Below are 13,809 nucleotides of genomic sequence, written 5' to 3' on the forward strand. Positions count from 1 at the left end.
CTCCGACGCCTGCTGTCAATCTGTCCGGTCTCAGGCGTGCTCTTTCAGGCCCTCTGCGACCGCTTGCTGTTGCTGGAGTGTTTTCAGCCGATCCACGGCCAACCGCACCAGCGGAACGGCTTCTGCGTGGTGCAGGTCTTCAGGAATCTTCTGGCCGTCTGTGTAATAGGCTACCGGCAGACCGGTTTCCATCACAAACCCGAGAGACTCGCCCAGCGTCAGGGCCTCGTCGATTTTGGTCATCAAACAGCCCGCAAGATTTGCCATCTTATAGCAATGCCACACGGATTTCATGATGCGAGGCTGACTGGTTGCCGAGACCACCAGATGGGTTTTGATATTGTGATGGCTGCGAGCCAGTTCGGCCAGCTGTTCCTGATAGCCTTTGTCCGCACTGGTCAGTCCGGCGGTATCAATCAGCACCAGATGACGGTCTGAAAGCTCGTCCAGAATATCGTCCAGACTGTGGCTCTCATCCACGACCCGAACCGGCACATTCAGGATCCGACCGAACACGAATAACTGCTCGTGCGCCGCCACCCGATAGCGATCCGTGGTAACCAGGGCCACGGAATCGGAACCATGCTTGAGCACGTAGCGAGCGGCGAGTTTTCCGATGGTGGTGGTTTTCCCGGACCCTGTCGGCCCCACCAACGCGTAGGCGCCGCCCTCATCCAGCCACTCCATGCGGGAGGTCCGGACCCCGGTACACAGCATTTTCAGGGACTGCTTCCAACCGTCTTCCAGACGCCCCGCCTTGTGACGACGGGAAATTGACCCCGCCAGATCACTGCCGAGGCCGAACTCCTGCAAGCGCTCGGCAAGCCTCTGCTGCACGGCGGTGGTCGCAGAAACCTCCGGCTCCGGTTGCGGCCGACGGCCCTGCATCATGTCTTTGAGCGAGCTGATCTCGGCCCGCATCTGCGCCAGCTCATCGGAATAGGCTTCCCTCGGCGCCTGTGGCAGAGGTTCAATATCACCAAAACCACCGCTCACCTCTTCCTGAATGGCAGCGAACGAACCGGCGTAGCTCGCGCCCTGCGATGCCCGCTTTTCCCGTACTTCACGGATGCGGTCCCGGGACCGGCTCAGCTCGTCCTCAAGACGCCTGTGCTGGTCGGCCTGCATCTCGGCCAAGCGGGACCCGTTGGTGGCTTCTTCTGCCTGGTTGCCCAGTCGCTGGCGCGCCATATTCTCGTCATAGTCCAGCGCCGTCACAATTTCGACACCGCCGTCGACCCGACGATTGGAAAGGATCACGGCGTCCGGCCCCATCTGTTCACTGACCTGCTTGAGCGCCTCGGCCATGGTCTGAGCAAAAAACCGTTTTACTTTCATGATGCCTCTTCCTCCACCGGCAACGCCGTGCCGGCGCTGTCCGCTCTGTCATCCGCGCCGCTACTGGCCAACGGACGCCACGATCGTAATCTGTTTGTTATCCGGAATTTCCTGGTACGAGAGCACATGGAGCCGCTCTACCCCGTAGCTGGCGAACTTCGCCAGCACCGGCCTCAGGGGCCCGGACACCAGCAGAATGGCTGGCTTGCCGAGCATCTCCTGACGCTGGACGCTCTCCTGAAGCGAGCGCTGGAGTTTTTCAACCATATTCGGCTCCAGGACCAGGCCAATATCTTCCTGTCCGCCGGATTGTTGACTCTGTTGAACAGACTTTAGCAATAACTGTTCCAGATCCGGATCCAAGGTGATCACCGGTATCTCCGATTCGTTGCCGCAGATACTCTGGACAATCATCCGGCGCAGGGACTGCCGCGCAACGGTGGTCAACAGCTTCGGATCCTGACTCTTCGGATGCACGTTCACGATAGCCTCGGCAATGGACCGCATGTCCCGGATCGGCACTTCTTCCTTCAGGAGATTCTGCAGCACTTTCAGCAGCAGGCTGATGGATACGGTGGTGGGTACCAGTTCCTCGGCCAGCTTCGGAGAAATCTTTTCAAGCTGATCCAGCCATTTCTGGACTTCCTCGTGGCCCAGCAGCTCGTGGGCGTGTTTCTGCAGTACCTGGTTAAGGTGGGTCGCGACCACCGTACTGGCATCGACCACGGTATAGCCGAGGGTCTGGGCCTGGTCTTTCTTGTCTGGCTCAATCCAGCTGGCATCCAGACCGAACGCCGGATCCTTGCCTTCAATGCCCTCTATTTTTCCGAATACCTGACCGGGGTCGATGGCCAGTTCGCGGTCCGGATGGATTTCCGCCTCGGCAATGGTCACGCCCATCAGCGTGATGCGGTAGACGTTGGGCATCAGATCCAGGTTGTCTCGGATGTGGACCGAGGGCATCAGGAAGCCCAGATCCTGGGACAGCTTTTTACGAACGCCCTTGATACGACTGAGCAACTGGCCACCCTGTGACTTGTCCACCAGCGGGATCAACCGGTAACCCACTTCCAGACCGACAATATCGACAGTGGACACATCGTCCCAACCCAGCTCCTTGGTCTCTCCGGGGGCCGGTAGCTGACGCCCCTGATCGCCGCCAGCATCACCGCCTGGGGGCAGATCACGACCCGCCGGCCGTGGAGCCGCCCCGCCCGCGCCCCTAACCGGGAATGCGCCATCTTCTTCGACGGTCTGTCTCTGGTGCTTCCAGATATACCAGGCAGCGCCGGCGGCCAGTGCACCCAGACCCAGGAAGGCCACGTGGGGCATTCCGGGAATCAGACCGAGAATGATCAGGATAGCGGCGGCAATGGACAGCGCCTTGGGCGCACTGAACATTTGCTGGAGGATCTGGCCGCCCATGTCCTGGCTGGAGGTAACCCGCGTTACCATGATTGCAGCAGACGTGGACAGCAGCAGTGAGGGAATCTGTGCCACCAGGCCGTCACCAATGGTCAGCAGCGCATATCGCTCCATGGCCAGCCCGAAATCCAGACCGTGCTGCAGCATACCAATGGCAATACCGCCAATGATGTTGATCGCAAGAATCAGCAGGCCGGCAATGGCGTCGCCCTTCACAAACTTGGACGCACCGTCCATGGAGCCGTAGAAATCCGCTTCCTGGGCGATTTCGGCACGACGATGCTTGGCCTCATCCTGATTGATCAGGCCGGCGTTCAGGTCCGCATCAATCGCCATCTGCTTGCCGGGCATAGCATCCAGCGTGAAACGGGCGCTCACCTCGGAGACCCGGCCGGCACCCTTGGTCACGACCAGGAAGTTGATGATCATCAGGATCGCAAACACCACCAGACCCACGGCGTAATTGCCGCCGATCAGAACGGCGCCGAAGGATTCGATCACTTTACCGGCGGCATCGCCGCCTTCGTGGCCGTTCAGCAGAACAATCCGGGTAGACGCCACATTCAGGGCGAGACGCAGAAGTGTGGCTACCAGCAGGACTGTCGGGAAGGACGCAAACTCCATCGGCCGCAGGGCGTAGACACACACCAGCAGAATGACAATGGACAGGGTGATGTTGAAAGTAAAGAACACGTCCAGGAGGAACGCCGGCATGGGCAGAATCATCATGCCCAGCAAGCCCATCAGCATGATGGGTATGCCCAGGTTGCCCCGCGTCAGGGTTTTGACGTTATTGAGGACTAAAGCTCTGTCCATGCCGGATACTTCTCCGATTGGCCGTGCCTGCAGGCGTTTTGAAGGTCGAAAATCTGACACCGGAGCGTCGTTTGGAAGGGTTATCGCAAGATCCGTACCACCCCTTAGGGGATTTCCGTTAAGCAGCCATTTGCGGCCTGACTCGCCTTGCCAGATGCGGTATCCTTGCGCCATTTGATCGCGACGCCAAAATTCCAACCAGACACACAGGTGACCCCATGCCAATCCACGAGGTAAAACACCCTCTGATCCGCCACAAGCTCGGCATCATGCGCCGTGCGGATATCAGCACCAAGAATTTCCGGGAGCTGGCACAGGAAGTCGGTGCACTCCTGACCTACGAGGCCACCAAAGACTTCAATCTGCAGGAAAAGACCATCGAAGGCTGGGCAGGGCCGGTTAACGTGGAACAGATTCACGGCAAGAAAGTCACCATCGTGCCGATCCTGCGGGCCGGCCTTGGCATGCTTGACGGTGTCCTCAGCCTGATTCCGGTGGCCCGGGTCAGTGTTGTCGGCCAGATCCGCAATGAGGAAACCCTCGAGGCCAGCACCTACCTTGAAAAGCTGGTGGGCGAACTGGACCAGCGCATGGCCATGATTGTCGATCCAATGCTCGCCACCGGCGGCTCAATGATCTCCACCATTGACCTGCTCAAGAAGGCTGGCAGCACCGAGATCCGGGCCCTGGTTCTGGTCGCCGCGCCCGAAGGCGTTGAAAAGGTTCTGGAAAAACATCCGGACGTATCTATCTACACCGCCTCCGTTGATGAGCGCCTCAACGACAAAGGCTACATCCTTCCGGGTCTCGGCGATGCCGGCGACAAAATCTTCGGCACCAAGCAAAAGGACGTTTAAGAATGCAGGACCATAACAACGACCCGGTCTGGAAACAGGCCATTGCTGGCTCCCAGATGCTGCTGGTGGCGTTCGGCGCGCTGGTTCTGATGCCACTGATTACCGGGCTGGATCCCAACGTGGCCCTGTTCACCGCCGGCCTGGGCACCCTGATCTTTCACGTGGTGACCGGCGGTCAGATCCCGATTTTCCTCGCGTCGTCCTTCGCCTTTATTGCCCCCGTGATTGCCTCCAAAGGCAAGTTCGGCATGGAAGAGACACTCGGCGGCCTGATGGCAGCGGGTATTCTCTATATTTTCCTCAGTGGACTGGTGCGGCTGCGGGGCACCGGCTTTGTCCGCCGCCTGCTGCCGCCAGTGGTTATCGGTCCGGTGATCATGACTATCGGTCTCGGCCTGGCGCCGGTTGCCGTTCACATGGCCTCCGGCCGCACCGGTGATGGCGCCAACCAGCTGATTCCCTACGACACGGCGATCTGGATCGCCATGATCTCGCTGGCCGTAACCATCATCATGTCGGTCTGGTCGAAAGGCATTTTCCGGCTGATTCCGATCATGTTCGGCGTTATCACCGGCTACATCCTCTCCGCGTTTGCCGGTATCGTGGATACCACGCCAATCCGGGACGCCGCCTGGTTCGCCGTTCCCAACTTTGTTGCGCCGGAATTCAGCTGGGGCGCCGTGCTGTTCATGATCCCCGTCGCCATTGCCCCGGCCATTGAACACATCGGTGACGTGCTGGCCATCGGCAACGTGACCCGAAAGAACTACCTGGAAAAGCCGGGCCTGCACCGCACCCTGCTGGGTGACGGCCTGGCCACCAGCGCCGCCTCCATGCTTGGAGGACCGCCCAACACCACCTACTCGGAAGTCACCGGCGCCGTTATGCTCACCAAGAACTTCAACCCCAAGGTCATGTGGTGGGCTGCCTGCATCGCCATTGTTCTGGCTTTCGTTGGCAAGTTCGGCGCAGCACTGCAAACCATCCCGGTGCCCGTCATGGGCGGCATCCTCTGCCTGCTGTTCGGTTCCATTGCCGTCGTTGGCCTGAACACACTGATCCGCCACCAGGTAGATCTGTCGCAGTCTCGCAACCTGGTTATCGTAGGCGTTACCCTGGTGTTCGGTATTGGCGGCATGGTGCTCGGGCATCTCGAAGGCATCGCGCTCTGTGCGGTGGCTGCCATCATCCTGAACCTGATACTGCCCGGCAGCCGCGAGGCATGGGGTAAAGCCGTCTATGAGCAGAAAGCCGACTAACAGCTCCGGCATCAGCTTCACTGCCCTGTATACCGGTGCCGTCTGGCACCGGTACGGGCTTTCTGACGACACCCTCGTTACAGAAAAGGGCCGCTGGCTCTATCGCCTGATGACCCCCTTCGAAGCCGCCAGTCAGGCGGCCATCGGCGGAAACATCCGCACCTTCCTGCTGCAACGACATCTGATTATCGACCACCTAATTGACCAGGCCATCCGCAACAAGGGCATCACCCAGGTTCTCGAGATCGCCTGCGGCATGTCGCCTCGGGGGATTCGGTTACGCGAGAAACATCCCCTGCTCCATATGGTCGAAGCCGACCTGCCCGACATGGCCGCCCGCAAGGCCCTCCGCCTGATGGCCACGGGCCGCCTCGGCGACCACCACCAGGTCACGCCCATCGATATCCTCGCGGACTACGGTGAGTATCAGCTGGAAAAAGTGATCGACCGCGTATTCGAGAACGACCAGCCAGTGATCATCGTTACGGAAGGCCTGACCAGCTACTTCTCTCTGGAAACCATTTCCGAGTTCTGGCGCCGACTCGCCGCCGCCATGGCCAAACGCCCGGGCTCGGTTTACCTCTCCGAAAGCTACTACCAACCCCGCCAGCCGGTTCTGAACACCACCCTCAAGGTGCTCGGTGGCGTCCTCGGCGCCGTCACCCTCAGCGAGGTATCTTTCCACTTCCAGACCGACGAAGAGGCACGGGAGCATTTCCTGTCCTGTGGGTTTGCCTCCGCCACAGTGCACGATCCGCGATCCTGGTATGGGATTCTGCCAATCCCCGAAAGCCGCGGGGAACCGATGGTTCGGGTTATCGAGGCTGGTTGCTGACTTTCTGGAATTGCAGCCTGCTAGTTTGAGGGATGCGTGGTGGTGAAAGGCCTTTCCAGGACACGCTACGAGCACATCCATGTGCGCTTGGCTGTGGCCATCCATGGCCACAGACAGTCCTGGAAAGGCCTTCCACCACCACTTGTCATAACCTCCAGATATCGCTCTGGATTTATTTTGCTTGGTTGAAAGTCTCGCCATTAACCAAGATCAAAACGCAGGTTGGATTAGGCGCAGCCGTAATCGAGCCTACGATTCTGGCTTTCAATGCGATATCGAATGGCTCAGAAGCGGGTTGTCGGGTGGGCCTCCCAAAAATGTCGGCGGCCATGGATGGCCGACGCCAAGCGCACATGGATGTGCTCGTAGCGGTTTTTGGGAGGCCCACCCGACAACCCGCCAGCACCCAGACCCGCAGGCTACTTTCAGGAACCCAGCTCCAAACTAGACGTCCCGCCGCAAATCCGACGGAATCGGGAACTCTGGCATACCGGGCTTGGGCCCGCGCCCCTTGCGGAACTGTCGGAGCTGGAACACATAGGCGAGCACTTGGGCAATGGCCATGTACAGGCCATCGGGAATCTCCTCGCCGATGTCGGTGTTGTGGTACACCGCCCGAGTCAGCGGCGGCGTTCTCAGAATCTCGACTTTGTTCTCACGGGCAATTTCCATGATCTTGAAGGCTACCTCATCGGCGCCCTTGGCCACCACAATCGGCGCGGCCATCGCCTTCTGATCGTATTTCAGCGCCACTGCGTAATGGGTCGGGTTGGTGATCACCACATCTGCCGTAGGCACGTCCTGCATCATGCGGCGCTGAGCCATTTCACGCTGGAGTTGGCGGATCTTGCCTTTGACCTCGGGTTTGCCCTCGGTGTCCTTGTATTCGTCTTTCACCTCCTGCTTGGTCATGCGCAGTTTTTTCTGGTGATCGTAGATCTGGAAGGGTACGTCGATCGCCGCGATGATGATGGTGGCGCAGGAAAGCAGGAAAAAGCTCCAGGCGATGGTCCAGAGTACATGTTCCATGGCCGGCACCACCGGCTCCTCGGCAATGGCCAACAAGTCTTCCGTGCGCAGATCGAGGATCAGAATGGCCAAGGCCATTACCAGACCGACCTTGGCAATGGCCTTTACCAGCTCGATAAGGGAGCGCATTGAGAACATGCGCCCGAGGCCCTTGATGGGGTCCATGCGATTGAGTTTCGGGGCCACGGCTTTGCCGCTGATCAGCAGGCCGCCGATGCCGATAGAGCCGAAGATAGCGGCGATCAGCAGTAATACCAGAATGGGAGAGAGAGCCCAGGCCGCTTCCTTGGAGGATTCAATGAGCTGCACGCTCATGTGGCGCATGTCGAAGATGGCGGAGCGTTCGATAACGAAGCTATCGCGCATGATCGCCTCCAACGAGGCTCCCAGGCTGGCGCCAAACATCAGCATGCCGCCGGCGCCTGCCAGGAGGACGGCCATGGTGGCCAGCTCTTTTGAGCGCGCAGTCTGGCCCTCCTCCTTGGCTTTTTCGAGCCTTCGGGGGGTGGCCTCTTCCGTTTTTCCTGACTGTTGTCGTCTTCTTCGGCCATAACTCTCTACGGCTGCCCCTGCAATCCCCGCATGAAATCAAACGTTTCCCGGGCGTACTGATCGAAGTGCGGCAGAAAATTGGCGTGCAGCACCCATATCGCAAACAATCCAAAAATCAGGCCAATCGGGAAACCCAACGCGAAGATGTTCATCTGGGGAGCGGCGCGCGTCATGACACCAAAGGAGATGTTGACGATCAGCACGGCAGTAACCGCCGGCAACGCCAGGAGCATGGCGGAGGCGAACATCCAGCTGATCCGGTGGGCCAATTCCCAGATTCCGGTCTGGCCGAGGCCTTCCATCCCGATGGGCAGGGTCCGGAAGCTCTCGATAAAGACTTCAAAGGCAACCAGGTGGCCGTTCATGGCCAGGAACAACAGGGTAATGGTGATGGTATAAATCTGGGAAAGTACGGGCACGTTCACACCGTTGGCCGGATCGACCATCGAGGCAAAGCCCAGCCCCATCTGCATGGCGATCATCTGGCCGGCAATCACGAACAACTGCCAGAGTGCGGTCAGCGCAAAGCCCATGCCGACGCCGATGAGTATCTGCTGCAGGGTAATGACCACGGCATCGGCGCTCAGGGCTTCCACCTGAGGAACGGGCGGTATCATGGGCGCGATGAGTATGGTCATCAGCAAGGCCAGCCCGAGACGGATCCGGGCCGGCACCAGCTGGGTACCGAAAATGGGGATCACCATCAGGAAGCTGGCCAGGCGGAACAGCGGCCAGAGGTGCTGGCCGACCCATTGGCCGATCACATCCGCGCTGATCTCCGCCGGTATCATCCGTCAGCCGATCAGGTAGGGTATGTTGCCGAACAACCGGTTGGCATGATCCAGCAGCTGCGTGAGCATCCAGGGGCCCCAGACGATGATGACGATCAACGTAACCAGCAGGCGCGGCAGGAAGCTCAGGGTCTGTTCGTTAATTTGGGTGGCAGCCTGGAAGGTACTGACCACAAGACCAATCACCAGCCCCGGGCCGATGATGATCGAGGCAAGAAGCACGATCATCCACAGGGCTTCGCGCAGGATGTCGATAACGGTTTCCGGAGTCATGATGCCTCCTATATTCCGTAACTGGCGGCGAGTGTGCCCATGATCAGGGCCCAGCCATCCACCAGAACAAAGAGCATGATCTTGAACGGCAGGGAGATGATGATCGGCGACAGCATCATCATACCCATGGCCATGAGAACACTGGCCACCACCATGTCGATAATCAGAAACGGTATAAACAGGATAAACCCGATCTGGAATGCGGTCTTGAGTTCACTGGTCACGAATGCCGGCATCAGGATCCAGAAAGACACGTCCTGCGGCGTCTCGTACTGCGTGTCAGAGATCCTCATGAACAGGGCCAGATCGCTCTCACGGGTCTGTTCCAGCATGAATTTCCGGAACGGTTGGCTTGCCAGCTCGACCGCCTCCAGGGAGGTTACTTCCTCCTGCATGTAGGGTTGCAGCGCCACCCGGTTGGCCTCCTCAAGCACCGGTTTCATGATGAAGATGCTGAGAAACAGGGCCAGGCCGAGAAGAATCTGGTTCGACGGTGTGGATTGCAGGCCAATTGCCTGGCGCAGGATCGCAAACACAACGATGATGCGGGTAAAAGACGTCATCATCATAAGCATGGCCGGCAGGAACGTCAGCGCTGTCATCAGCGCCAGTATCTGCAGGGTTACCGAGTATTCCTGGGCGCCCTCGCCTTCTCCGGGCGTCACTGTGAAAGCCGGTATACCGGGGATGCCGGAAGGCTCCTGAGCCAGCGCCAGTGGCGCCCAGACAAAGCCCGCCAAGACAATCAGGGATGGAAGCAGTCGCTTGATGGTTGCCGCAAGCATGGGGCTAGTCGTTCCTTGTCGGGGAAGTCCAGGATTTGCCGATCATGCCCTGCAGACGCCGGGCAAAATCACTGGAGCCGGCGCTGCCAGCCTCGACAACCGGCTCGTCAAACACATGCAGGGTCCGGATCGCCGATGGGGTAATACCCAACAGGATCTGCTGGCCGCCCACCTCAATCAGCGCGATACGCTCGCGAGCACCAATGGCCATCACCGACACCACCTTGATGGCGTTGTTGTTCATGCCGGTCATGCCATTCATACGGCGGATAATCCAGGCGCAGCCATAGATCACGGCAATCACTGCCACCAGCCCCAACCCCAGGCTGACAATGGTGCCAACGGTATCCGGGGCACGCACGGGTGAATCAGGGGCAACCGTCTTGGCAGTTTCCTGGGCAAAGGCCGGGTTGATCAGCAGCAGCGCCAGTACCGCAATGGATTTGGACCACATTTTACTTCTGCAACCGCTTGATACGTTCGCCCGGGCTGATCACATCGGTGAGACGGATGCCGAACTTTTCATTCACCATGACCACCTCGCCATGGGCGATCAGGGTACCGTTTACCAGCACGTCCAGCGGTTCGCCCGCAAGCCTGTCCAGTTCGATAACCGAGCCCTGGTTCAGTTGCAGCAGGTTCCGTATCGGGATCTGGGTGTTGCCCACTTCCATGGAAATGGTGACCGGTATATCGAGAATGACGTCGATATCCGGAGCAGGACCACCACCCATGGAGGGTTCGCTTCCGGTCTCGAATTCCTCCATGGGCGCAGCCTGAACATCGTCTTCGGCCTCTCCGGTCTCGCCGGCCTCTGCCATCGCAGCGGCCCACTCGTCCTCGCGTTCGCCCTCATCACCGGACTCTTCCATGGCGGCTTCCCACTCGGCAGCCAGCTTTTCGTCTTCGCTGAGCTCCTGCTCGTCTTTCTTGTCGTCGTCAGCCATTGCGTCCCACCTTCAATTGTTTCTTTACCTTGGGCACGGATGCCCGTTCATGAATTCTCAGTGCCAGTTTTCCGTCCCGAGTCCCCAGCGTTGCCTTGTAGATCGGGATGCCATTGGCCGTAACTGTCAGGTGTTCGGGAATCTCCACCGGGATAATGTCGCCGGCTTTCATCTTCGCGATGTCCCGCAACGATATCCGACGGCGACAGACCGTTGTGTTGATCGGTACGCTGACCTCTTTGATGTCTTCCTGAAGCGCGTTGACCCAGCGCTCGTCGACATCGTCGATGTCGCTCTGTACCCCGGCGTCGAGCACATCGCGGATGGGTTCGATCATGGAATACGGCAAGGCAAAGTGCAGTTCACCGCCGCCACCGTCGAGTTCAATGTGGAAGGTGCTGACCACAACCACTTCACTGGGACTGACGATGTTGGCCATGGCCGGGTTCACTTCCGAGCTCAGATACTCGAAATCCACCTTGAGTACCGCATGCCAGGCTTCCTTCATATCGTGGAACACCTGATCCAGCACCATCTGGACGATGCGGGTCTCGGTGGGGGTAAATTCGCGGCCCTCGATCTTGGCATGACGGCCCTCACCGCCAAAGAAATTGTCCACCAGCTTGAACACCAGCTTGGCATCCAGCACGAACAGGGAGGTGCCTCGAAGCGGACGAACCTTACACAGGTTGAGACTGGTGGGCACGTAAAGGGTGTGAATATACTCGCCGAACTTCATGATCTGGACGCCGCCGGTGGAGACATCGGCGTTGCGACGCATCAGGTTGAACAGGCTGATCCGGGTATAACGGGCAAAGCGCTCGTTGATCATCTCCAGGGTCGGCATCCGGCCCCGGACAATACGGTCCTGACTGGCGAGGTCATAGGACTTTATACCGGTGTCATCGGTCTCTTCGTAGGTATCAATGTCACCGTCGTCCACCCCGTGGAGGAGCGCATCGATTTCGTCCTGTGACAACAAGTCCTGCATACTTAGTCCTGCCCCTGAAGTACCGTGGCCCGTGCGCTATTGCACGACAAAATTTCTGAATAACACCCGCTTGATGGCGGGCTCGCCTTCCTGCTCCAGCACCTGATTCACCGTGGTCAGCATCCGCTCGGCCAGGCCACTCCGGCCCTCGGGCGTTTGCAGCTCGTTGAAGTTACTGCTACCGAGGACAGTCACCAGCTGGCTTCGAATCAGAGGCATGTGCAGCTTGGCAGCTTCAAGCGCCTGTGGATCGGTGGACTCCAGCGCCAGATAAGCCTGGGCGTAGCGTTGGCGGCCCTCAGCCTGAACCGTGGTAACAATGGCTTTTTCGATCAGGTAGTAGCTGCTGGGAATAAAGGTTTCCTCTGGAACCTCGGTTGCGTCACCCTCTTCCTCACCCATGCCCGGAAGACCGCCGCCCAGGAACCACAGGGTACCCACCACAGACAGCACAATGGCCAGGATCACCACCACAACCAGCATGATGATCAGCTTCAGTTTTCCCTTCTTGGCAGGAGCCGCTTCAGATTCGTTATTTTCAGCCATAATGTTCGCTTTGCCAGAAATCCGTCACGGGGAGCAATTTTCCGCGACTTTTCAGGATTGGATGCAAAGGGCGGGCCAGAACACCCAACCTTCCCGTTCAGAACAGCAGTTTAGCGTTGCCGGGAAGGATGGGCAAAGGAGATTGGAAGAGAATATCGAAGGGTATCAGGCGAAGATGTCTACTTCGCCTTTCCAGCTGAGATCAAGGCTGCCGGTGCTGATGCCTTCATCGTCCTGATCGCCAGCGACCAGCGATGCCGAACCGCTACCGGAGCCATCATCGTTTCCGGTGCCCTGCTCGCCGGTCTGCTGGCGAGGCGAATCGGAAACATCGAAGCCTGCCAACGACAGTCCCTGCTCACCCAGCATATCCCTGAGCCGGTGGGAATGCAGTTCAAGCTGGTCACGGACCACGGGATTGGCCGAATGGACCGTAATACTCGCCTGTTCGTTCTGCACCCGGACCTTGACCTCCATGGGGCCCATGTCCGGTGGTGTCAGGTGGATTTCGGCAACCGACATGTTGCGGGCCGTCAGCCAGCTGAGCTTACCCACCAGTTTGTCGCCCCACTCTGCATGGCCTACCGGCACATCAATGGACGTAGCATAACCTCGCAATGGCGCAGCATTCTCGGCCGTCAGTTTTGCTGCCCCATTGGCATTATTCGCCGCTTGCTGGGACACCAGATCCATGGCGGACTGGAAGCGGCCAGAATTGATCAACGAGCCGGAATCCGCATTGCGGCCGGAGTCGGTGAGCACTGAGGCCTTCATGACATCTGTCAGTGTCGCATCGCCGGAAACACCGCCGGATCCGGACTGAGCTTTCTGACCCGAGGCCCCTGTGAGAAGGCCACTGAACAATCCGGCAACGGAATTCGTCTGGCCCGAACCACCGGTGGCAGCGTTGACGCCGACTCCCGGCATTGTGGCTGACATGGCGGACTCACCGGCACCCCCGGCTTTTGGATTCAGCCAGGACTGCAACTCAACAAAGGTAAGAGGAAGCGCCGTCGGCTCTGATTTGCCATCACCGGCAACAGCGGCCTCGCCCGCGTCCCGTGATTCAGCATCCGTGGCAGCGTCGGCTTTTTCGCCACCCTTTGGATCAGCGTTCGCGTTTGCTTCCGTTTTCGTCTCTGAAGAAGTGTCCTGGGTCGCCCGGGATTCATCGGCAGATCTGGCCTCAGCGTTCCGATCCGCCCTCTGGCGATCGAGCCGCTTTTGCTCAGCCTGGGAGACAGAGTCAAAATCGCTTTTCCTGTCAGCCGGATCCCGGCTGGTTCCGGATTTTGACGGGCCGGGATCTTGTTGCGTCCCGGGCGCGGGGGTTTGGGGAAGAACCATCTGGGCCATGGCAACCTC

Annotated in this window: 13 protein-coding genes and 1 pseudogene; 3 read left to right on the plus strand and 11 right to left on the minus strand. The window is 59.0% G+C overall.

The genetic code is table 11. The features are described 5' to 3' along the window. Positions 1-30 precede the first annotated feature (30 nt). Both flhF and flhA read right to left on the minus strand, forming a co-directional pair. On the minus strand, positions 31-1,338 hold the full coding sequence (gene flhF, locus HP15_RS11475; protein ID WP_014577618.1) for a flagellar biosynthesis protein FlhF: 1,308 nt from the start codon (positions 1,336-1,338) through the stop codon (positions 31-33). Between the two features lie 60 nt (positions 1,339-1,398). Beyond that, positions 1,399-3,579, minus strand: coding sequence for a flagellar biosynthesis protein FlhA (flhA, locus tag HP15_RS11480; RefSeq protein WP_041645324.1), 2,181 nt, complete (start codon positions 3,577-3,579; stop codon positions 1,399-1,401). Between the two features lie 218 nt (positions 3,580-3,797). On the opposite strand from flhA, the gene upp reads away from it, so the two are divergent. Genes upp through HP15_RS11495 form a run of 3 tightly spaced genes read left to right on the plus strand, consistent with a single transcriptional unit; the run spans position 3,798 to position 6,530 of the window. Continuing rightward, a complete protein-coding gene (gene upp / locus HP15_RS11485) occupies positions 3,798-4,436 on the plus strand; it encodes a uracil phosphoribosyltransferase (protein ID WP_008173081.1) in 639 nt (212 codons plus the stop codon). Between the two features lie 2 nt (positions 4,437-4,438). Beyond that, entirely contained in the window at positions 4,439-5,695 is a 1,257-nt protein-coding gene (locus HP15_RS11490) for a uracil-xanthine permease family protein (RefSeq protein WP_014577620.1), read from the plus strand. Beyond that, complete coding sequence (locus HP15_RS11495; protein WP_014577621.1) at positions 5,676-6,530, plus strand: class I SAM-dependent methyltransferase; 855 nt, start codon at positions 5,676-5,678, stop codon at positions 6,528-6,530. The genes HP15_RS11490 and HP15_RS11495 overlap by 20 nt, the downstream gene beginning before the upstream one ends. A gap of 444 nt (positions 6,531-6,974) precedes the next feature. Here HP15_RS11495 and flhB read toward each other — a convergent pair. From flhB to HP15_RS11540, 9 genes and pseudogenes are all read right to left on the minus strand, one after another. Continuing rightward, positions 6,975-8,110: pseudogene (gene flhB, locus HP15_RS11500) on the minus strand (flagellar biosynthesis protein FlhB). Positions 8,111-8,116: 6 nt separating this feature from the next. Then, complete coding sequence (gene fliR, locus HP15_RS11505; RefSeq protein ID WP_014577623.1) at positions 8,117-8,902, minus strand: flagellar biosynthetic protein FliR; 786 nt, start codon at positions 8,900-8,902, stop codon at positions 8,117-8,119. Between the two features lie 3 nt (positions 8,903-8,905). After that, complete coding sequence (gene fliQ, locus HP15_RS11510) at positions 8,906-9,175, minus strand: flagellar biosynthesis protein FliQ (RefSeq protein ID WP_008173075.1); 270 nt, start codon at positions 9,173-9,175, stop codon at positions 8,906-8,908. A gap of 8 nt (positions 9,176-9,183) precedes the next feature. After that, a complete protein-coding gene (gene fliP / locus HP15_RS11515) occupies positions 9,184-9,960 on the minus strand; it encodes a flagellar type III secretion system pore protein FliP (RefSeq protein ID WP_014577624.1) in 777 nt (258 codons plus the stop codon). Between the two features lie 4 nt (positions 9,961-9,964). Next, positions 9,965-10,414: a flagellar biosynthetic protein FliO gene (gene fliO / locus HP15_RS11520; protein ID WP_014577625.1), complete on the minus strand. Its 450-nt coding sequence runs from the start codon at positions 10,412-10,414 to the stop codon at positions 9,965-9,967. A gap of 1 nt (position 10,415) precedes the next feature. Next, a complete protein-coding gene (gene fliN / locus HP15_RS11525; RefSeq protein ID WP_008173072.1) occupies positions 10,416-10,907 on the minus strand; it encodes a flagellar motor switch protein FliN in 492 nt (163 codons plus the stop codon). After that, positions 10,900-11,898 carry a flagellar motor switch protein FliM gene (gene fliM / locus HP15_RS11530; protein ID WP_014577626.1) on the minus strand — a complete coding sequence of 333 codons (999 nt, stop codon included), beginning with the start codon at positions 11,896-11,898 and terminating at the stop codon, positions 10,900-10,902. The genes fliN and fliM overlap by 8 nt, the downstream gene beginning before the upstream one ends. 36 nt (positions 11,899-11,934) lie before the next feature. After that, positions 11,935-12,444: a flagellar basal body-associated FliL family protein gene (locus HP15_RS11535; RefSeq protein WP_014577627.1), complete on the minus strand. Its 510-nt coding sequence runs from the start codon at positions 12,442-12,444 to the stop codon at positions 11,935-11,937. 165 nt (positions 12,445-12,609) lie between these two features. Continuing rightward, positions 12,610-13,800, minus strand: coding sequence for a flagellar hook-length control protein FliK (locus tag HP15_RS11540; RefSeq protein ID WP_014577628.1), 1,191 nt, complete (start codon positions 13,798-13,800; stop codon positions 12,610-12,612). Positions 13,801-13,809 lie beyond the last annotated feature (9 nt).

Origin of the sequence: Marinobacter adhaerens HP15 (genome assembly GCF_000166295.1) — a bacterium.
GTDB classification, from domain to species: domain Bacteria; phylum Pseudomonadota; class Gammaproteobacteria; order Pseudomonadales; family Oleiphilaceae; genus Marinobacter; species Marinobacter adhaerens.